A 22,113-nucleotide genomic window follows, 5' to 3' on the forward strand; every position below is an offset into this window, starting at 1 on the left:
GGCAGGGAGCAGGGGGCAGGGGGAGTTAGAAGTTAAAGCATTGGCTTAAAGACTTGTTCATCCACCTCGGATACTCATTCATTCATCTCAAAGACTCATCAACGGAGTTCAAAGACTCATTAACGGGGTTCAAAGGTTCATTAACGGAGTTCAAAGGTTCATCAACGGAGTTCAAAGACTCATTAATCCACCTCAAAGACTCATTAACGGAGTTCAAAGACTCATTAACGGAGTTCAAAGGCTCATTAATCCACCTCAAAGACTTATTAACAGGGTTCAAAATCCCCAATGCCCAATTCTGAATCCCTTATGACCAATGACCAATGACAAATGACTAATTTACATACACTCAGAAATCGAGAACAACAGACAGCATTGATTTTACTAACACCAGCATTGCTGCTGCTGTTGTTTGTATTTGCCTATCCAATTTTACGAGCATTTTGGTTAAGCGTATTTACTAGAAATCTGGGAACAGAGCTACAACCTGTATTCTCTGGTTTGGACAATTATGTGCGGATGGCGGGGGATGGTCGTTTTTGGCAGAGTTTGTGGGCAACAACCGTGTTCACAACAGCATCAGTAATCTCAGAACTACTGCTAGGACTGGGGGTTGCCCTAGTTCTCAATCAGGCGTTTTTTGGGCGGGGCATAGTGCGTACAATCGCCATTATCCCTTGGGCTTTGCCTACCTCTCTGATTGGTCTGGCGTGGGCTTGGATTTTTAACGACCAGTTTGGGGTTGTAAACGATATTCTGCGGCGATTGGGGCTGATTGAGACTGGGATTAACTGGTTAGGAGATCCAGTGCTGGCAATGATAGCAGTGGTTTTTGCCGATGTTTGGAAAACTACGCCCTTTATCAGTATCCTGTTGTTAGCTGGGTTGCAATCGATATCACAAGACCTCTATGAAGCTTACTCGGTCGATGGGGCAACTGCTTGGCAAAGCTTCCGCAATATTACCCTGCCACTGCTGCTGCCGCAAATCTTAATTGCAGTGCTATTTCGGTTTGCTCAAGCTTTCGGAATTTTCGACTTGATTGCTGTGATGACTGGGGGTGGCCCTGGTGGCGCTACTGAAGTGGTGTCATTGTATATTTATTCTACGGTGATGCGCTACTTAGATTTTGGTTATGGAGCAGCCCTTGTAGTAGTGACATTTTTAATATTGATTGCTGCGGTGGCGATCGCTAGTTTCTTGCTTAACCGTGCCAAAACATCAGGAGCCATTTAACTCATGAGTGTAACTCCACAAGCAGTTCCAACGACTTCAAAACCAACAGGTGGAAGCAAGTTTTCTCTTAAAAAAATCTTGCTGCCCATAATAGTTGTATTGGTGGTGCTATTCAGCTTATCCCCAGCTTTATGGCAATTACTGACCTCGTTTAAAGTGAATGAGGATATTGCTGCCGTTCCTACTGTCTATTTTCCCACACGATTTACTTTCAATCACTACATTGAGTTATTCACCCGTCGCCCATTTTGGCGCTACATCTTCAACAGTGCCTTTGTCTCGATTACTTCTACAGCTGTATCTTTAGCGATCGGCGCGCCTGCGGCTTATGCCCTCGCACGGTTACGCCCTTGGGGTGAACGATTTATCCTTGCCAGCGTTTTAATTGTTACCTTATTTCCTGGAATTCTATTGTTCTTAGGACTGTTAGAAATTATTCAAGCGCTTAGATTGGGCAACAATTATCTGGCGCTAATTATACCCTATACTGCCATCAATTTGCCGCTAACAATTTTAGTGCTGAGAAGCTTTTTTCAACAATTGCCAAAAGATTTGGAAGATTCCGCTAGGGTCGATGGCTACAACACCTTTCAACTACTATGGCAAATCGTGCTACCCATGACCCTTCCCGCCTTGGTGACTACTGGAATCCTCACCTTTATTTTTGCTTGGAACGAGTTTATTTTCGCTCTCACGTTTATGACCCGTGAAGAGTTGAAGACAATTCCCGTTGCTGCTGCTCAGTTGGGTGGTGCGACAATATATGAAATTCCCTACGGGCCAATCGCTGCTGCAACTGTTGTGGGGACGTTACCCCTGATTTTACTAGTTTTGTTTTTCCAGCGCCGGATTGTCCAAGGTCTTACTGCTGGTGCTGTCAAAGGATAAAAATCAAAATGGCTAAACTCGAACTCACAAACTTGAATAAAACCTATAATCCTAAAGTCATCCCTGTCAAAGACGTTAGTTTAACTGTAGATAACCATGAGTTTCTCACTTTACTTGGCCCTTCTGGCTGTGGCAAATCTACCGTTCTACGCATGATTGCGGGTCTTGAAGAACCGACTCGTGGTCAAATTAAGATTGGGGAGGTGGATGTCACCTATAAGCGAGCAGCCGATCGCAACATTGCAATGGTATTTCAAAGCTATGCACTCTATCCCCACATGACAGTGTACGAAAACCTCGCTTCTGGACTCAAGCTGAAAAAAGTACCACCTACAGAAATTAAACAGCGAGTGGCAGAAGTGGCAGAAGTTTTAGGATTAGCAGAGTTAATGAACCGCAAGCCTGGACAAATGTCTGGAGGTCAACGGCAGAGGGTTGCTGTTGGTCGTGCTTTGGTGCGTAATGCCGATGTGTACCTGCTAGATGAACCTTTAAGTAACCTGGATGCACTACTGCGGGAAAGAGTCCGAGCCGATATCAAGCAAATTTTTGCAGCACAAAAAGTGCCAGTTGTTTACGTCACCCACGACCAAACCGAAGCTATGACGCTCTCTACGAAAGTTGCATTGCTCAACGATGGCTATGTCCAGCAACTTGACTCACCTGACCGCATTTATAACCATCCAGCTAATCTATTTGTGGCTGGATTTGTTGGTAGTCCACAAATGAATTTGCTGACTTTACCTTGTAAGGGACAATATGCGATCGTAGGTAACTTCCAAGTGCTTCTCCCAGATATACCAACAGTACCACCGCAGATTGTTTTAGGAATCCGCCCAGAAGATGTCCGCATTGCTCAACCAGGCGATACCCAGACTATCCAAGGGAGAGTGTTTTTAGTGGAAAACTTGGGTATGCACTATTTGGTCAGTGTCAAGATTGAGGGTTCACAAACCGGAGCGATTACGGTACGTGCTTTGTTGCCAACAGACCAAAATTGGAGTGGCGAGGATATTACACTAGCATTGCCCCCTGAGGATATTCACTGGTTTGATGTTCAATCTGGCCATGCTCTTGTTAAAAGACAAATGTATTGAAGTTTGTCATTCACTAAATGACTAAATTTACATGCTTGCGATCGTCTTCTAATCCCCTTAAAATTTAAGTTCTTGATTTTATCTTGAAATTTGGCATTATAAGCGATTACTACTTGCAAGTTTTATTCTCTACCAGATGCTGAAGGCGATCGGTTAAAAGTATAGCTTTTAGCCCCAATGGCTACACTCTCGCCTCTGGTAGCGCAGACAATAAGGTTATCCTATGGGATATCAACCATTTAAATATGGATGCGCTTTTAGATAGTTTGATGGTAAGTACTTGCAATTCAGCTAAAGATTATCTCCATAATAGCCAACAGGTAGAAGAAAATAGTGATCGCCATCTGTGCGATGGTATTGCTAAAGAAACCCAATGAAGTACGGCTAACAATTGGGGAATCAAGCAATTTTTCATCCAGACACTGCTTACTCAAACTTTAACAGCGCTAAACAGCATGATTGAGTATGTCTTATTTCTTATTATTAAGTAACAGACATTGATTAACTTGATACATGCTTAACTAAAATTTAGTGTTGGTGATACTTGTGGAGGCTTGTAATGTCTGGTAGTTGGCATTTAACTTATTGGGGTGCAGTGCTAGGTATTGCGATAAATGTCAGTGCTTTGTCTGGAAAATGTGCGATCGCTCAAATCACCCCGGATAGTACTCTACCTGTTAATTCCAACGTCACACCAGACGGTAACACCTTCAACATCACTGGCGGCACACAAGCAGGCACTAACTTATTCCACAGCTTTAAGGAATTCTCTGTCCCTGCTGGGAATACTGCTTTCTTCAACAACGGTACTGAGATTCAGAACATTATTAGCAGAGTAACAGGTAGTTCAAGGTCTGAGATTGAAGGGTTAATAAAAGCTAATGGTATAGCTAACCTGTTTCTGATCAATCCTAACGGAATTATTTTTGGACGCAAGGCCTCACTGGATATAGGTGGTTCTTTTGTAGCGACTACAGCTAATGCAATTGGGTTTGACAATCAAGGTTTTTTTGGTGCTTCTACTCCGAATAATCCTGAACTATTCGTAGTCAATCCTTCGGCTCTTCTATTCAATCAAATTGCTGCTGATGCGCTGATCCAAAATAACTCAGCTAGTTTAAGTGTTGAGAATAATCGTAGTTTGTTGGCAGTTGGAGGCAATGTCAGCATGGATGGTGGCTTATTAAATGCCCCTGGTGGACGAGTGGAGTTAGGAGGTTTAGCAGCAGAGGGGACAGTTGCTCTTAATGCCAATAGCGACAATTTTAGCTTAAATTTTCCAGATAATATAGCACGAGCAAATGTGTCGCTTACCAATGGCGCTGAAATTAATGTCGCTTCTGGTGGTGGCGGTAGTATTGCCATCAATGCCCAGAATATAGATGTTTTAGGAAAAAGTAGCCTACGTGCTGGTATTAGCCCACTTGCAGGAGCCGATGACGCTGAGGCAGGAGATGTCACCCTCAGCGCCAAAGGAACAGTGAGAATCGAAAATAGCTCTATCTACAACGCCGTTTTTGGTTCTGGAAATGGTGGTTCCTTACGCGTGGATACAGGAAAATTGATTATTCAAGATGGAGTAGTAGCGACTGCTACTATTTCTAGTGGTAAAGCTGGGGATCTGGTTGTAAAAGCCTCTGACTCAATAGAGTTAACTGGCACTTCCTCATCAAACGGCACTATTGACATCAATATTCCTATTAAGTCAGAGGCTTTTACTGTTAATGTTCCTATTGGCTTGTTTTCCGCTTCCCTTAATGCCCAGAATTTTCCTAATGTTTCTCCTTTGGTAAGTTTTTTTCTACCTATTGGAAGTGGAGATACCGGAAACTTAAGCATTGAAACTGGGCGGTTACTTGTCTCTAATGGGGCAGGGGTATCGGGAGTTACAACAACCAGAGGACAAGTAGGAGATTTAACCGTGAAGGCAGACTTAATAGAACTCAGTGGTACCTCAGCAAATGATTCTCCCTTATCTCTGTTCGGTAGTACAAGTAAAGTTCCTAGTGCATTGCGTAATTATACAGTCGGTCTGGGATTTGCAGGCAACTTGACCATTGATACTAAACGCTTAATTGTCCGTGATGGTGCATGGGTAGTAAAAGGTACTGGTGACAATAACCTAAAACAGGAGACTGAAACAGTAGGCGACTTGATCGTTAACGCCACTGATTCAGTAGAACTTAGTGGCACTTCATCAGATAATATTCCTAGCGTTTTGGCTTCTGGAACATCGGGAACTGGAAATGCTGGCAAATTAGTTATTAATACTAAGAAACTGATGGTCAGCAATGGAGGAATTATCTCGGCGGGTACTTCTAGCTCTGGAAAGGGAGGCGAATTGACCATTAACGCCACTGATTCAGTAGAACTTGTTGGCACCTCAAAAGAAGGGGTGTCCGCCTCTCAAATAAAAGATTTGGTTGGAATTGGTGGGCCTTTAGTCTTGAACTTCGTAGAACGTCCATTTCCGAGCGGTGTAATTTCTGGGGCTGCAAGTACAGGAGATGCTGGAAACTTGACTATTGTCACTGGACGGTTGTTAATTCAGGGTGGAGCACAAGCATCGGTTTCTACAATTAATGCCGGAAATGCAGGTGACTTAAGTGTTCGCGCCTCTTCTATAGAACTGAGTGGGACTCCGCTTGAAAGCCTTAAACCCAACGACATTATAGGTGGAAGCCTGTTGACAACCTCTGTCGGTGAAGACTCAACTGGAAAGGGTGGTAATATAACAGTTAGCACCAACTCCTTAACTATCACCAATGGTGCTGCACTGACAGCCAGTACTGATGGGCAGGGGGATGCAGGTGACATCACTCTTAGTGCCGATACCTTGAATGCTTTTAATGATGGGCAACTGCGTACATCTACCTCTAGTAGTGGGCAAGCAGGTGACATCACACTAAATATTCCAGAAATACAGTTATCTGGTTCCACTAGTGGTGTTTTTGCTCAGACAAGCAGTACTGGCGCAGCTGGAAAACTGACGCTTCAACCTTTGAACGGACAAACCTTGAGGGTTAACTTTTTTGATCAAGCACAGATATCAGCATCTACCTCTGGTAGTGGTAAGGGAGGAAACCTCACTGTCACTGCCCCTGAGTCAATCACCCTCAATGGTAATGGGATCTTAGCGGCTACATCGGAAGGTGCTGCTAGTGGACGAGCCGGAGATGTGCTTCTTGGTAGTGAAAAATTAACTATCACCAATGGAATGCGCGTTTCAGCCGCTACTAATTCTACTAACCCCGCAGCTAGTGGTGGTAATCTGACCGTGGAAGCTGCACAATTAAACTTGACAGACGGCAGCAGTTTAGAAGCTGGGACGACAGGAAATGCACCAGGCGGGAACTTGACAATCCAACCCAATGACAATGGGCAAACCTTAACTGTAAATGTTACTGGAGGAGCAACGGTATCAGCTGCTAGCTCTGGTAGTGGTAAAGGAGGAACCCTAAATATCAATGCTCCTGAATCTATTAATCTGGCTGGTAACGGCTCAGTGATTTCGGCTGAGACGACAGGACAAGGAGCAGGCGGTGACTTGACACTGACAACAGAAAAATTGGCACTTCAGGATGGATCGAAAATAACTGTAAGTAGTACAGGCTCAGGACCTGCGGGTGACTTAAATATTAACGCTAACTCGATATATCTCAACAACGCTGCCAAAATCACTGCTGACACTACAGGAGGCGGCGGAAATATCTTTGCGCGATCGCTCTCATTGTTACTACGCAATCAAAGTTCTATCACCACCAATGCCAAAGGACTTGGTATTCCTGGCGGCAACATTGATATTGATGCACTAAATGGCTTCATCATTGCTGTTCCTGAAGAAAATAGTGATATTAGCGCCAATTCTGTTGACTTTCGTGGTGGAAAAGTCGAAATCAGCGCTCAAGGAATCTTTGGGATTGAGCGTCGGAATACACTAACTCCAGAAAGCGACATTACTGCTACAGGAGCAAGTCCTCAATTCAACGGTTCAGTAGAACTTAATACACCTGGTATCGACCCCAATAGTGGCTTAGTTGAGCTACCCACAATAGCTGTAGAAACTGAAGTAGCCCAAGTCTGCGATAATCTAGGTTATGCTCAAAGCAGCTTTACTATCACCGGAAGAGGCGGTTTACCTCCTAATCCCACTAAGGATGTTCTCCCAAACGGCACAGTAGAAGTAGGTTGGGTGGCGCTCAAACCTAGCAGCAATGCCAACGGCGGGCTACGCCTACGCAGCAATCCACCTGTTACTACTAATCCAGTTACCACCACACCAGAACGTATTGTAGAAGCAAATGGATGGGTGGTAAACGAAAAAGGAGAGGTAGTACTTACAGCTAATGTACCTGGTGGGAGTCGTAGTTCATGGCACAAGGCTGTACCTTGCAGTAATTATCAAGCTCAGAAGTAAATAGGGTTAATTGTGTATATCAAAGCCAATTTCCTACTAGAATATAAGGTGCCCAGAAGTAAGGACTTTTTTGTTTAGCAAATACAGTTAATTGAGCACGCTGGAGTGCTTGGGCTTTGCTGATCCCAGTATTTAAGTTTCGATAAAACTCACTCATAAGTTTAGCAGTCCATTGGTCGTCCACTGACCATAAACTTGCTAGCGTACTGCGTGCGCCTGCTCGTACAGCTATGCCAGCTAATCCTAAAGCAGCTCGCTGATCACCAAGAGCAGTTTTGCAAGCACTCAAAACAAGTAACTCGATGTTACCAGACCTACTTCGATTGCCAACCCGTAATAAACTATCAAATTCCTTAACTTTCAGTAGCTTATCCCAGGTGAGAAGAAAAGTTCTTTCGGGATCTGAACTAAACTCACCGTGAGTTGCTAAGTGAATGATAGAAAATGGGGTTGCAAGCAATTGTTTTTGCAGGTTGCTATCGAGAAACTGCTGATTTAACAGTTCTTCACTTCTAGGAACCTCAGTTTGAATTTCCTTGAGTTCCCGTGCTACATTTGTCAGGGCTGAAAATTTTTGACCTTCTATAGAACGTGCTTCTCCCACTCCGGCAGTTAAAACATTTAACTGCACTTTTTGCAAGGGTTTAGGATTAAACAATTGTAAACCAGGAGTTAAAGCGATCGCATATTTCTCCATGAGATATTTATTTTGCTGCGGGTCGTAAAGAACCCCCATCGGAATATTTCTTAATTCCCCATCCAATACAAAAACTAAAGTAGTGATGCCACTTTTAACTAATTCAGTTTCGGCTGGTCTAATTAACCAGTCATATATTTTTTGGGACTGTTCTTTCACTTCATAAGTACCTGCGACATCTGTTAAAGATTTACGTAATGAAATAACAGTACTCTCTACTTTTTCTTGAGGTATCTTAGTGGTATAGTGCTGTAATTGTTGATTAGGCAAGGTAAGGATAACATCGAAACGATCGGGCAAAATAACTGAATAAATAACTGCTGCCTTTTTATCCTGCTCCACCACTTTATCAATCTCTACAATTGGTTCCAAACAAGGTGAACGAAAAAAGTTATTCAGTTCTGCAAGCTGGAGTGACTCAATGACTTTACGTGCCTGTTTAAGATTGTATTGACTACTCTGTTGATCCCCTTGGGTATTCTCTGTGAGCAACTGTAATTCAACTAACTCTCGATAGATAGGTTCTACACTTTCTCGGAAAGAAAACTGAACATCTAAATTAGTAGCAACTAAATCACCGCGAAGAGATTCTAAAGTTTTATAAGCTGTATCATAAGCCTTAAGTGCAGCATTGAGATTTCCTTGTTGTTTGAGTAAACGTCCTTGCTGCCATTGCCACTGATAGAGAATGTCTGATGCATCAATACTTTGAGCAATAAATAAAGCTTTTGTTGTTAGTTCTAGAGCATCACCAAACTGCTTATTCTTTTCATACAGACGACCCAAAGTTCCAAGAGCATAAGATTGGGCTTGCTGGTCTTTTAGGCTTTGGGCCTCCTGTATCGCGGTAGACAAGAGTTGGGCAATATTTAAATTTGATAAAATAGGTGCATTGGTTTTCTGTGTTAAATCCATTAAAATAGAGGCAAATTGAATCCGAGCGTATACTGAGTTTCGGCTAGGAACCAATTTATTAATTTCAGCCAAAATTTGCTCAGACAAGGATAAAGCTTGTTTAAACGTATTTGCGGCTTCTTTTTTAGAGAAAAACTCTAGAAGTAAGTTAAGTTGATTTAGCTGTGCTTGAATACGCGTAGTATTTAGTGCATTTATAGCCGCTTGCTGATAAAAGTTTAAAGCAGCTTGAAATTCTTGTTGAGCAAGGTCTGTATTCCCTACCTCATGTTGAGTTTTTGCTTCGGCAAAGGCTGTATTACCTAAATTGAGGAAGGTATCACCTATAGCTATTGGAGATTTTATAGCTGTTGCTAGAGTTAAACTTTGCTCTAAAACTTTTCGTGATTCATTGAAATCACCAATAACTCGTAGGACATTGCCAAGGCTATCTAGTCCAGCAACTTTAAGCGATGAATCTGGAAGAGTAGTAAGGTTTTGTTGAACTTTAGTTAAAGTTTTTTGTGCTTGGCGATAAAGCCCTAAAGCCTGCATAGCTTGAGCAGAGTTAATTCGATTACGAGTTAGTGTGTCGCGATCGCCTATTTGCTCATATATATCAGCAGCTTTTTGCCAAGTGGACAACGCAATTTCAGTTTGTCCTTGGGCTAATTGTAATTTTCCTTGTACATCTAGAGATTGCGCTATAATTGCAGCACGGTCTTTTGAACTATCTAAATTTTTTAACAGATTGAGACTTTGGCTAATTGCAAGTTCTGCTTGTGTCTGTTTGCCAAGCTGTTGATAAATCAAAGCAAGATTGCTTAAGACTATAGCTTGGTTAAGTTTGTCTCCTGTGTTGTAGAAGCCAATAACAGCTTGTTCTAAAACTTGAAGTGCTTCAGTAAATAAACCAGCCTCATACAAAGCTTTACCCTGTTCTACTAAGCTTTGAGCTAAGGCAGGTGAGTTTTGAATCTTAGTTTGTGGAATATTTAGGCTGATGTGAGAAAAAGTTGCTAAAGCAGGTGAACTAAAAATGCACAGTATGGCTGTTCCTAGTAGCAGCAAGAAAAATTTCAATAATCTTAAATAGGATTGTAGCATACGCAATAATACTGGCAATTTAGCCATATTTATTATACTAATTTGATTGAGTGACGGCTTTTTCGTCACTCTCAAGTTCTACAATCGGTGCTGTTGCAAATTCTGCCAAACCAACATCTTTTAACAAAAGTGTCCAATCCTCTGTAAAAAGGTTTGAGTTGGGATCAGAACGACGCAGAGTAGCTAAATTAGTTAAAGCATCTTGCCAAATTTGGTTAAGAGCATAAGTAGTATACTTTCTTGATTGTGTCCTTTTCAATTGACTTTCAAGATCAGAATTTAACGGCACACGCTGTATCCATGCTTTCACATAAAAATACTCTGGTATTTGCTGGGAATTGCCGCAGAAAACTTTAAAATACCACTGATACTTTTGGTTTATTTTTAGAGCAGATTGGGAATTATGCGGTAAGTTAATACCAACAATACTAGCCTTTGGTGGTAGTGATAAAGATGTCTTGTAGATGTTTTTGTCATTTTCATCTTGAAGTAGAAATTCTCCAAGAACAGCATTCTTTGGTAATTCCGGTACAAAAACCCAAAAAGTTGGATATTCAGAAATTGTGAATGCCAAAAAAGATTTTGATTCATCTGCAATTTCTTCACCAGGAACTAAAGCAGTAATTGGCGTGTTCAATGGAGTGCAACCATCACGGCTTGTACCTCCTTTACGACGTCCAGTAGGTGCGCCGTTATCTGGGAATTTTGGACGTTCAGATTGGCTAGGTGTATTAACAAGGGATTGGTTAAGTAATTGATCTATCTGTGCCGAAACTCTTGTGGGGTAACTTACCAATCCAAGAAGTACTAATGTCATAATGCAAGTAAGTTTCATCAACAATATACTCCTTTGACAAAAGTAATATAAACATCACTAATAGAAAATAAACAGCTATGAAAGCGGGGCAAACACACGTAATTTTGGATACTCTTAATGTGTAAGGATATTGATTTAAACTAGCCGAAACCATAAAATGCCCAAACTAAAGGGGTTTTATTCTTGAGATGCGTTTACCGTGATTATGAAAGACATCGCAGTAATTTACTAATCTTAACTACACTAGAAAGATATAAGATTGCGGAAAGTAAGTTTATCTAAATTAATCTTGACAAAAAAAATGATTTGTGGATAAGCGAATAATTAAAGTTTCTTGTTTGGTTTGTTTCCCAATGATTAAAGCGATGCCTAAGCACTTGCCCTATAAAAAGATACATCTGTCACACTTAGATCCACGCTGCACAATAAATAATTACGCCTAAAATAATATCAACAAGTAAGCATTATTGATATTACTTTCAGCTTTATTGACACTAAGGTGTTCATCTTGAGCAGAGGTAGTGCAATGTCTAAGTTAGTTTTGAGGGTTTATAGTAAGCACAAAGCGTGCTTAGAACATCAGGACTAAAGTCCTTATAAAACGGGAAAGTTAGTCGCTCATGGGGGAAACCCCTAGACGCTCCTGGACTCGCTCTAAGCGTTCGCGGTAGCGTCTCTAAGAGTTGCTATGCCGAAGGCGTTGCCTCTCGAAGAGAAGGCTTTACGCTGCGCTATCGCCCTTGGCGTCTCCCTTGGGGACAAGACCGCGCTAACTCACTACGAACTTGCTTATCCATCAATTTAAACTTGATGTACTAGTAGGTAGATACAAACTATAAAATGCTTAATGTAATTTTCACTCAAATATATAATTTTGAGTAAAGCAAAGAATTGTAAATATCCTTTATATTATGTCATGTTAATAAGTTAGGGTTACCACATCTGTGCAAAAATTGGAAAACCCTATTTTTCCCTGCTCCCTGCCCCCTACGGTCTTAGCGATCAGTCTTTAAGCAGACATAATATTACTAGGTTGGGAATCACAAGTTATATATTTGTTTACAATTTTGCATGGTGTTATTCTGAGGTTTTTAGCGTGTTAATACTGATATAATAACATTATCAATGTAAATATATAAAAAGTTTTTGCGAAAGTTATTGATTACGAATATCTCTAGACACAACTGCTACTTGTGTAGATATTAATGCCAATGCCGGTGGGATAAGTGGTATCCACCCTGCCTGAGTAAAAATCCCAAAACATATAATAAATAATGAAAATAGCATTATTATCCCAGCTGCTCCAAGACGCATAGGATGCCGAATATACCATGCTAAAATTCCTCCTAATAATGACCATCCCCATACCCAAAGTGCTTCAGCCCAAGTCGGCCACCACCAAAGCAGAGGTCGATGATCTAAAACAGCACTAAGGATCTGGCTGCTCATGTGAGCTTGGACAAATACCCCTGGTATCAGCTTTTGATTTGACCCTGCTTTAGCACTATAAGGAGTTTTCCAGTAATCAGTAGTTGTTGGAGCAGTAACACCAATCAAAATAATCCGCCCCTTCAATAACTCGACTAATTCCGAATTAATTTTATTGTTAAGAACATCTCTGAGGGATACTTGTTGAGCAATGTTTTGAGGAGAAGAAAGCGAACGGTAATTTGCTAGCACTTGATAACCCGATGCATCGATTCGTTGGTAGCCGCTAGTATGAGATTTTAATTGCTTAAATACGACGTTCCCTATCTGCAAGTTATCTTGTGAGTTGATATATGACTTAATACCTTTAGCCTCCAAATAATGAAGCGCAATTTGGAGGCTAAAAGCATATTCTGCTGCACAGGGAGATGTTAAAGGAGGTGTTAAATGCAAAAGCTGACGGCGGGCTATGTCATTATCATCTGCAACAAAATCACTAAAGCTTTGGCGTTCTTCTGGAACTTCAGGCGGTGGAGAAGTGCCTTCTGGCGCACCATCAAGAGCCGCAGAAACTTTGCATACGGCAAAAAAGCGCTTATCTTGTTGTAGCCTAGTTGCTAAATCTGCACTATTAGAGTCTACAGGAAAATCACGATAGATGTCTAAGCCAATAGTTCTTGGCTGATATTGATCTAGTTTTTTTAATAATTGTGCGAGTGCTTGGTCTGAAAGTGACCATCGCATATTCATATTCATGCGGTTCTGATATTGGATATCTGCTTCATCAATAGTGACAATCAGAAAACGCGAATCTGGTTTTTCCTCTGGGCGTAGCCCCATCATGTGGTCGAAAGCTTTTAATTCTGATGGTTGCAATAATCCAAGCGATCGCACTCCCATTACTAAACCAGTAATAACCAAACTTGATAACAGTATTACTTTAATACTACGCCACCGTAACTGCGCTTGAGTTCTATATTTATTTACTTGAGACTTGCTAATTTCTATTTGGGGATTTCTCAAAAAATCTTTCCAAGTCGGTGGCACTGCTGCTGGATTTTGACAAATTACAGGTAAGGAAACCGCACAAGGATATTTATCTTCAATGCCATGTAATTTTTCCCTTGATTCTCGTACTGCTAAGTACATAGACTCACCACTGGAAAATTTTTTGAGAAAATTCTTTAAAAATTCTTGTGCTACTAAGTCTTGCACTGCCTCCCGCATAACAATAATTTGTGGGATGTGCAGGTCTTCTAATTGATGTGCTAGTCCTAGTCCATCACAAGAATTAAAAATCGCTAACTGCAACCCTTTGCTGACAGCTTTCAAAAGACCATACTTTAGCTCATCGATTGTCAAGCAATCTGTTTTATTAATATAAATATTGCCACTCTTACCATCCTCAAGGCTCTCACTATGACCTGCAAAAAATAAGATGTCCCAGTCTTGTTCCCAAATTTGTTCATTTAACTGGTTGCGCTGTGGTTCTACCAGAAAAGTTGTTTCTGCATCTGGTAACATCTCCAATAGCTCTCGATCTTTATCAATTAAGATTCCCTCACTATTACCCAGAATTGCTAATATTTTTACCTTCCCTCCAATAGTACTTGTCTTTGATTTTGCCAGATATTCATACTCTGGTGCGCTTAAGGCAACTTCTGCTTGAGAGTAATCCTCAAAAAAATCCCATAAATTCCATGGGAGACGACGTAGCCAAATATCACTCGTTTTGATTAATACGCGAACTGTATCATCTAATGTTAGCTGTTTAAGTAATTTCTCTTTGAGTAGGCGAAATGAGTTACAGTTGAGCCAACTATTCATTTGCTGACTTAACTTTTCGTTTAACTCGCGGCATTTTTTAAGATGCTCATTAAGAGAACTTCCGACGTGAATGTTCACAGGTGTAAGGCGAAAATTTGATAAACTGCGATAGGTTATTCGCCAAAGCTCATAATCTGCAATAATCTCTGGGTTTGGGGTCAGATAGCCTTGAACTTCTATACTGGCGCGATCGCCTTCTGCCCCAATTTCGAGTGTGACTTTTATCCCCTGGCTCAAATCACCATCTAGCTTCAACACAACCAACTTCTGCATGGGTAGGAATCAACCAATGTATGTATTTAAATAACAAAATTTTCAATAATATTAGTATTTCCCAGTTCTAAGTTAACGCTAAAACGTTCTCCTTTTTGAGCATTAAACTCTAGTGTGACATGAGTACTGCCACTTCTAGCGTGGGCTTCCATAACATTAGTGCCTTTCTCATCTAACACTTTAACGATGAGATTGTTAGGTAAGTAGGCTTGCTGATCGGATGGATGCACCTGCAATTTCAGTTGGATTTCTATAGAATTTTTTGGTGTGAGTGTAACAACTAATGCCAGCGATTGTCCCGGAAGTTCTATCCCCATGTCAATAAGCTTGCCCCGCGTCACTCCGTCTCGATAACGAAAAGCTAATTGTGGTGTTTTTGATGCTAAAATTTTTTCTATCGGCTGCCAACTTGCATCAATTACATTCTGTAACCAGTAACTCAACTTGACTTCCGTGGCGTTGCTTTCAAGTGAATCAATATATGCAAGTAAATCCTCAATAGTCTGTAACTCATTAAATAAAAGTTCACCAGCTTTTACTGTTTTAGCAAACCCGATTAAAGTTGCTTGTTGATGTTCTATGTCTAGCTCAACTACAACTACGCCAATTCTATCTTCCGGGACTTCTGGTGGAATATAGCAGAGATTACCAGGGCTTGCGGGGCGACATTCTAAGTAACCTAATACACTCAACTTTAGGTCTGCCACATCTGCATAATAGCGCATGGCACAATTCCAACTATCGCTAGCCTTTGGGTCTGTGGGAATGTTCATCATTTCCATGTAATCATTTACCGCACATACAGCCAAGGTATTAAGATATACCTGCTTTTTCTTTTCTGGGGTTACTTGTTCATCAGCAAAAAAGCGTGCTATTTTTAGTGCTGCTTGGGTAATAGATACCGGAATAGACTTTTCTGCTAAGTTTTTAGTGCTATGAATCATAAGTTTCCTTCCATTTTATAGATAGTTTTCTACTTTAGATATCTCTGCATTAATTCCAAATTTCGTGATACCCTTGCCTGAGAGCAAAATTTCGCAAGCGAGGTAAGCATTCACGTTTATAGAAGTTGGGCGCAGTTGATGGAGGTAAATTGAATTCCTTCGCAATGTTTTTCCAGGGGGTTTCTGGAGGTAGGCGTCGCAGGATTAATATTTGGCAAGTTACCTCAGGGCGTCCTTTAACATGAGTGCTAGTTAAGTCATTGTCTGGATCTGTAGAAACCCATTGGTAAGTCTCTTGCAAAATTGGTGGAATATCAGCTGCTGCTGGCAAGTTTTCGATTGCTCCGGTTGTATTTTCAATTTCCAAGCTAGATAGGGGAATAGTCTTAGCTTGAATTTGGGCTTCTCTAGAGCGAAAATCTTGCAGTCGCCACTTGAGACAATTGTCGAGCCAGGTGATCACACTACAACTTTGGGGATTATACTGCTCTGGGTTTCGGCAAAAATATAACCAAGTTTGTTGCAGAGCATCATTATAATAAGCTGTGTTCTCTTTCCAGAGTTTGCCCGATTTCATTACAACTCTAACTATCTCACTAAGTTTTTGCCGCCGCATCAAACTTTTTGCTGGATGCGAACAAGCTTGGGCAACGAGATGCTGAAGTTGAAGGTTTAGATTGCTTACCGTGTGGACATTTGTCATAGAAAATCTCCTGGTGAAATACTTGCAGAAGTAGTCACAAGATGCATCTGACTGTTTAAATTTCTAATACCTGAATCCATAACTTGATGTTTAATACCTAGATCATTGGAGCTTATTATCTAGTTATCAAACTCAAGTTCAAGTTTTTCGCAGAAATTCATAAAAAGTTTTCTGACCAGTATTTCATCGCGGCACTTAGACAAAATTAATCAAAAAAGAGCCTTAAATCCATATACAGAAGGACATTGATATCGGTTTGCTTAGTTTCTTGATATATCTTGGTTTAAGCTATTTTTGAGCAAGCATTTGGTGTATTTACCTTATCCTGCATAGGTTAGAGGTTTGTTTCTCTTTTAACATAATCGATTAAATATGCGAAAAAGAGGAGGCGATCGCTTCCTCTCTCCAAAATTCAGATTATGCTGCTTTCGCCTTAAGCTTGTGTTGCATATTTGTCATAACCATTAGAGGTTTGCATTTGCCTATGCAGATTTGAAATTGAAATTATTTAAATCTGCAAATAGTCTTTGCCGTATTTTGATACCAATTTCCGGCGTTGCTGAATCATGGGATGATTTCGCTGAATTTGAAACGAGTTTTAAATGGTTTCAACCGCCTATTCATCCCGTATTTATGCAACGCCTACTTGGACAGACCACCAAGGTGATCGCATCATGTCAATAAGACTACTTTATTGTCAATATAGTTTTAAATAATCTCATTAAGCTCCTAATTGCTATTACTAATCCACAAGAAATATGATACAAAGGGATTTGTTTAAAGCAAATATATCTAAAATTCTATTTACCTTCTGGCCAAACCCAGGTGCGATAAATAAAGAAACTAAATAGCAGAGATATTTCAATTGAGACAATATTTGCTATATTACGATGTAACTGTTGTTCAATTTTAATACCTCAATAATAGCCATCATAAGTAAAACATTGAAGGCTGCGGTAATGATTCCGCAAATGAGGAACCTAATTATTCGGTTCCTCATAAGTTTTTTTAACATTATTTTCAATTTTATAGGAGATTTTCAATACTTTTCAAAATTTAACTTTAAAAGCCAACGATTTATATTCTGGGAAAAAATCTCTTTTAAAATATCTGGAACAGTATAAGTTAACTGCCATTCTGGATAGTGATTTTGAAATTTACTGACATCACTAACCCACCAAATATGGTCTCCAATTCGATTAGATTCAATATAGCTCCAGTCTAGCTTTTTCTCTGTAATCGCTTCACAATGTTGAATAGCCTCTAACATTGAACAATTACTGTAACGACTACCCCCAATGTTATATATTTCTGCAACTCGTGGGTTTTGATAAAAATGGTAGAACGCATTCACCAAATCATAGCTGTGAATATTATCTCTAACTTGCTTTCCTTTATAGCCATATACTTGATACGCTTGCCCAGCCATTGTACATTTCATCAGATAGGATAAGAAGCCATGCAACTTTGTTCCAGAGTGGCTTGGTCCTGTTAAACACCCACCCCGAAAACTTGCAGTTTTCATATTAAAATAGCGTCCGTATTCCTGCACTAATACATCTGCGGCTACTTTAGAAACACCAAATAATGAGTGTTTGGTATTATCAATACTCATCTTTTCATCAATACCCTGGTTATAGGGGTGAGTTTCTTCAATTTCCCAGCGTAGTTCTTGTTCAATTAGCGGTAAGCGATTAGGTGTGTCTCCATAAACTTTATTAGTAGAGCAAAAAATGAAGACCGCATTTGGACATATTTGACGGGTATTCTCTAATAAAACTAAGGTGCCGTTCGCATTAACGGTAAAATCAGTGTAAGGCTCATTGGCAGCCCAATCATGAGAGGGCTGGGCAGCTGTATGAATAATTAGGCTAATATCTTTACTATAAGTCTGGAAAATTGTAGAGATAGCTTCATGATCGCGAATATCAACATTATGGTGAATATAACGATCGCCATATTTATGTATGAGGCGATCGCGATTCCATTCTGTAGAAGCATCTTGACCAAAAAATGCTTGACGCATATTGTTGTCAATACCGACAACAACAAAGTCTCGTTCACAGAAAAAACTTACAGCTTCAGAACCAATCAGACCTGCTGAACCAGTTATTAAAACAATATTCATGAGTAAATGCTCTATTAATTTCAAAATTAACAAATCAGATATTAGGGGTTTAAATCAACCTTAAATCTTAAAGAGATTAATGTATAAAAATTGCAAAGCCTATTTACAATTTACAAATATACTCAAGACTAAGTGTACTAACCGGCACAGTTAAAATATCTGATGCTTTTGTGAGTAAGCATCTTTGCTTGTGTGCGGGTAAACTCTCCAACGGAGGGATTACCGTGTGGATCTATTACTCCTGCCACTTGTTGCCAAAGCTCTGTTGGTGCAAGTGAAATTTGATATGTGCGATCGCCACCTTGCCGAACGTAATACCATTTTGTCTGTTGACACTCTTGACACCAAAAAGCTTCTAACCATTCCCCTTCTATAGGTACTGCGGTTTGGTTCGCTACTAATATCAACGCATTCCGGCGACTCATCCCTCGTTGCTGTAATTGACCTGCTTGGTCAGCAAACATTTTATATTTCTGACTGACACTATCGATATAACAGCTATGAATGGGGCAATAAATAGCCCGTCGTTTGGAACGTTTCCGATTTCGATCACACCTTCTCTGCAATTTAACCTCCTGTTATAGACAAAAACTATGAGCAAGGAAGGCTATGTTGGAGGGACTGAGATCAATAAGACCATCGAAGTGCAACTCCTAAAAAATATAGCAAAAATATTCAATTAACTCCTACATGCCTACTTACTTTACATCACTTTGAGACATGGTTTTTACCTCATTAGAGAATAATGCCTGCTATAAAACATGCAAGTATTGTTGAGAGATAACTTTAGGCGTGAAGTGCGATCGCAAATACTGGCGACCTGCTTTGCCCATCTGCTCTGCTATTTGCCGATCTCGATTCAGAAAGCGAATAAATTTGGCAAAAACGGGGGAGCTGTAGTCAGTAACAATATATTGTTACGACGCCAAGCTTTGAGGAGATAGAGCGTAGCACGTAAGGCATATAAAACGCCATTAACAGCTTTATCACGAATCCTTCCCGGCCAAAGTTGGGCAGTGCGCGATCGCTGAATTCGGATTTAGTCAGTCCATTCAACTGCTGGGGCCGTATGAGAGCTAAACGCATATCCTGGCTGACTTGTAAAGACTTCAATATCTACCTCAATTTGTACTAGAGCGAATTGCTGAGAATTATTTCATACTGCCTTCCTCCTCCTGTCTCCTGAAAGTCCCGACCTTTTTTTGTTCCTTTTTCAAGTCGAACTCACGTAAAAACTAAATTGGCAGAGTAATAATAAACTTTGTTCCCTGACCAGAGGTTGACGAGCAGTTGATTTGTCCATTGTGTTTATCGACAATAATTTGGTGGCTGATAGCTAATCCTAACCCAGTTCCTTTACCCACAGGTTTAGTTGTAAAAGATGGCTCAAAAATTTTAGCTTGCACCTCAGGAACATTTACCAACTGATTGGATATCTTGTTCATCAACTGTGACAATTATGATTTTGTCAGCTATACCGTCCCGCAGGGTAACCCAACACTTAATCCTTGTTCATGTTAGGTTAAACGGCAGTGAAACCCAACCCTGTATCTTAGAAGAAGTGGTAGACCTTCCCGAACTTGAGATTAGACAGCATCAATGTCTACCCTGGCAAGCGACTGATGATTTGCGGTTGGTAGGTCAAAGCGATCGCGGTATTGTGTTTAAGCAAAGCATTATTTTAAGTGCCAATGATAGTCAACGCTTATTGGCACGTCGTATTAAAGTCTGCTTAGAAGAACTATTACGTGATGAAGACAAAGAAATTTTTATTCTTACTAATTTGCCATCTGATAGCACAGTGGGCAAGCGGTACTCGCACGACGGTTGCTTCTTTGCTGTGTTGATAGCCCAAATATACCGCAAACGTTGGAAGCTCGAAACCTTGTTTCAAGTCCTGACAAAAAATCTTTGCTGCGAAATTAATACGCTAGGCTATCTAAAAGCTGCTTTGTTTGCCTTCTGCATCGCTTTAGTCGCCTATAACGTACTGCAATTTATAGGGAGATTTAGGGGGATATAAAAAGTTAGGAGGCTAAATGAGTAGTTTGAAAATACGCCCTAGCCCTAACTCTGTTGAATAGTGCCGATGTCTGCTATGGCTGTCGCCAATCCTATTAGAACATAGACTATAAGAATCTTTGTAGTCTGTGCATGACCTCCGATCGCTAAACTATTCCACGACTCTCGAATTAACCACGTCGCGGTCTGTTTAGCCGTAAAATCTACCGTGAACACAACGTTGTTGAGCAGGCTATCAAGCGACTCAAACAATTTCGCCGCATCGCCACCCGATAAGAAAAACTTGCAGCAAATTATACAGCCATGATTATGTTCAGCCTCCATTATTTTGTGGTTATAGTTTGAAAACACGTCTTGATCCTAATCACTTCAAATTGTTATATTGCCAGCACGAACTGCCTCAGCCAAAGCTGAAGGAAAAGAACCTTGAGACTGAGAGTCAAATATGCTGCCAAGATTAGAAGTGATCTGTCCATAGTTGAATGCACTGCTGGTACTACTGGTTCTCTGAGCAGAGTTAGTACTGATTCCTTGAGTAAAGTTAAGATTGATCCCCTCAGCAGGGTTAATCAGGTTATCGCCTTGAGGCAGCCTTTCCTTAGTTACAAGTTCGTTAGTGATATCAATAGTGGGAATTGATTCAGGATCGGCAATACTGATGACATCATTTGAACCGCCGATAAATTTTTGCAGTTTTCCTTTGTTGATGTCCAGTTGAGCCAACCAACCGTCCACAGCTGAGGTATTAACGCCACCACTGTTCCCTAATAAGCCATCAGTAGCTCCAGTTACGAAGAGACTACCCTTTTCGTCAGTAGTAACACCTATAGGATAGTCAAGATTCTTTTTGCTTCCAAATTGTTGAATCCACTTGTTGTTGCCATTAGTGTCAAACCTCGCCACCCAGGCATTATAAGATTCGTCTTTTTGGCCTTTTCCTAACTTCCCGTTAGATTCTCCGATGAGAAAAATGTTGTCTTTGTCATCGATCTGCATGTCCGATAGGTACATACCATCATCATCTGGAGAACCAAACTGTTTGGCCCACACTTGAGATCCATCTGGGGTAAGTTTGCTAATCCAAATATCGCGACCCCCGATTCCCTTTTTTCCTACCTTTGTGCCAATATCCCCTGTAGTCCATCCTGTAACGTAAACATTGCCTTTGCTGTCAGTGTCAACACCCCAGGCAAAATCAAGTCCCTGATTTGTACTTCCAAGCTGTTGAACCCACTGTACCTGCCCTGCGGTGTTCACCTTTGACACCCAGGCATCGTACTTCAAAAGTTGTCGCGTCGGGTCTGACTCTCTGACTAAGCCCTGAGTCCAGCCTACAGCGTAGCTGTTACCATCCTTATCAACGGCAAGGTCGTAACATTCGTCAAAAAATGGAGTTATGTCAAAAGGGAAACTCGCCGAAGGATCCTTAATCAGGGTAAGCCACTGCTGGTTGCCATTGGTGTCAAACTTAGACACCCAGGAATTATCCTCAACGGCAAAATTGAAAATGTCTGTTCTTTGATTATTGTTAATTTCTATTCCTGATAAATAGACATTCCCTGCTGGATCTAAGTCAATGGCAAAGGCTCCACTAGTAAAACCACCAGCACTAAACTGCCTACCCCAAACCTGGTT

General features: G+C 40.7%; 15 protein-coding genes and 3 pseudogenes. 7 read left to right on the forward strand and 11 right to left on the reverse strand.

What is annotated here, in order from left to right:
* The first annotated feature begins 330 nt into the window (after window positions 1-330).
* The 6 genes and pseudogenes from ACFE90_RS11495 (at window position 331) to ACFE90_RS11520 (ending at window position 7,638) form a co-directional block, all read left to right on the forward strand.
* On the forward strand, window positions 331-1,236 hold the full coding sequence (locus ACFE90_RS11495; RefSeq protein WP_375500547.1) for a carbohydrate ABC transporter permease: 906 nt from the start codon (window positions 331-333) through the stop codon (window positions 1,234-1,236).
* A 3-nt stretch (window positions 1,237-1,239) separates the two neighbouring features.
* Entirely contained in the window at window positions 1,240-2,124 is an 885-nt protein-coding gene (locus tag ACFE90_RS11500) for a carbohydrate ABC transporter permease (protein WP_375500549.1), read from the forward strand.
* Window positions 2,125-2,132: 8 nt separating this feature from the next.
* On the forward strand, window positions 2,133-3,221 hold the full coding sequence (locus ACFE90_RS11505; RefSeq protein ID WP_375500551.1) for an ABC transporter ATP-binding protein: 1,089 nt from the start codon (window positions 2,133-2,135) through the stop codon (window positions 3,219-3,221).
* Between the two features lie 161 nt (window positions 3,222-3,382).
* A pseudogene (locus ACFE90_RS11510) lies at window positions 3,383-3,439 on the forward strand (hypothetical protein); the annotation flags it as partial.
* A 27-nt stretch (window positions 3,440-3,466) separates the two neighbouring features.
* Window positions 3,467-3,598: a hypothetical protein gene (locus tag ACFE90_RS11515; RefSeq protein WP_375500553.1), complete on the forward strand. Its 132-nt coding sequence runs from the start codon at window positions 3,467-3,469 to the stop codon at window positions 3,596-3,598.
* 182 nt (window positions 3,599-3,780) lie between these two features.
* Window positions 3,781-7,638, forward strand: a complete 3,858-nt coding sequence (locus tag ACFE90_RS11520; RefSeq protein WP_375500555.1) for a filamentous hemagglutinin N-terminal domain-containing protein — start codon at window positions 3,781-3,783, stop codon at window positions 7,636-7,638.
* A gap of 19 nt (window positions 7,639-7,657) precedes the next feature.
* Here ACFE90_RS11520 and ACFE90_RS11525 read toward each other — a convergent pair whose 3' ends face one another.
* From ACFE90_RS11525 to ACFE90_RS11565, 9 genes and pseudogenes are all read right to left on the reverse strand, one after another.
* A complete protein-coding gene (locus tag ACFE90_RS11525) occupies window positions 7,658-10,336 on the reverse strand; it encodes a CHAT domain-containing protein (protein ID WP_375500557.1) in 2,679 nt (892 codons plus the stop codon).
* Between the two features lie 37 nt (window positions 10,337-10,373).
* Window positions 10,374-11,153, reverse strand: a complete 780-nt coding sequence (locus tag ACFE90_RS11530) for a DUF928 domain-containing protein (protein ID WP_375500559.1) — start codon at window positions 11,151-11,153, stop codon at window positions 10,374-10,376.
* Between the two features lie 1,155 nt (window positions 11,154-12,308).
* Window positions 12,309-14,666 (reverse strand): CHASE2 domain-containing protein, encoded by a 2,358-nt coding sequence (locus tag ACFE90_RS11535; protein ID WP_375500561.1) that lies wholly within the window; start codon window positions 14,664-14,666, stop codon window positions 12,309-12,311.
* A 41-nt stretch (window positions 14,667-14,707) separates the two neighbouring features.
* A complete protein-coding gene (locus tag ACFE90_RS11540; protein WP_375500563.1) occupies window positions 14,708-15,625 on the reverse strand; it encodes a DUF1822 family protein in 918 nt (305 codons plus the stop codon).
* Window positions 15,626-15,674: 49 nt separating this feature from the next.
* Complete coding sequence (locus tag ACFE90_RS11545; protein ID WP_375500565.1) at window positions 15,675-16,328, reverse strand: sigma-70 family RNA polymerase sigma factor; 654 nt, start codon at window positions 16,326-16,328, stop codon at window positions 15,675-15,677.
* 1,039 nt (window positions 16,329-17,367) lie between these two features.
* On the reverse strand, window positions 17,368-18,456 hold the full coding sequence (locus tag ACFE90_RS11550) for an NAD-dependent epimerase/dehydratase family protein (RefSeq protein WP_375500567.1): 1,089 nt from the start codon (window positions 18,454-18,456) through the stop codon (window positions 17,368-17,370).
* Between the two features lie 137 nt (window positions 18,457-18,593).
* Entirely contained in the window at window positions 18,594-19,022 is a 429-nt protein-coding gene (locus ACFE90_RS11555; protein WP_375500569.1) for a hypothetical protein, read from the reverse strand.
* A gap of 311 nt (window positions 19,023-19,333) precedes the next feature.
* Window positions 19,334-19,591, reverse strand: a pseudogene (locus tag ACFE90_RS11560) (glycosyltransferase WbuB); the annotation flags it as partial.
* Between the two features lie 100 nt (window positions 19,592-19,691).
* Window positions 19,692-19,886 (reverse strand): annotated as a pseudogene (locus tag ACFE90_RS11565) (sensor histidine kinase); the annotation flags it as partial.
* 29 nt (window positions 19,887-19,915) lie between these two features.
* Between ACFE90_RS11565 and ACFE90_RS11570 the strand changes: the two are divergent.
* Complete coding sequence (locus ACFE90_RS11570) at window positions 19,916-20,479, forward strand: hypothetical protein (protein ID WP_375500571.1); 564 nt, start codon at window positions 19,916-19,918, stop codon at window positions 20,477-20,479.
* 44 nt (window positions 20,480-20,523) lie between these two features.
* Here ACFE90_RS11570 and ACFE90_RS11575 read toward each other — a convergent pair whose 3' ends face one another.
* Together ACFE90_RS11575 and ACFE90_RS11580 are read right to left on the reverse strand one after the other, a co-directional pair.
* Complete coding sequence (locus ACFE90_RS11575; protein WP_375500573.1) at window positions 20,524-20,829, reverse strand: hypothetical protein; 306 nt, start codon at window positions 20,827-20,829, stop codon at window positions 20,524-20,526.
* Window positions 20,830-20,847: 18 nt separating this feature from the next.
* A partial coding sequence (locus ACFE90_RS11580; protein WP_375500575.1) for an SBBP repeat-containing protein occupies window positions 20,848-22,113 on the reverse strand: 1,266 nt, incomplete at its 5' end.

Origin of the sequence: uncultured Nostoc sp. (genome assembly GCF_964245445.1) — a bacterium.
In the GTDB taxonomy this organism is placed as follows: Bacteria; Cyanobacteriota; Cyanobacteriia; order Cyanobacteriales; family Nostocaceae; genus Nostoc.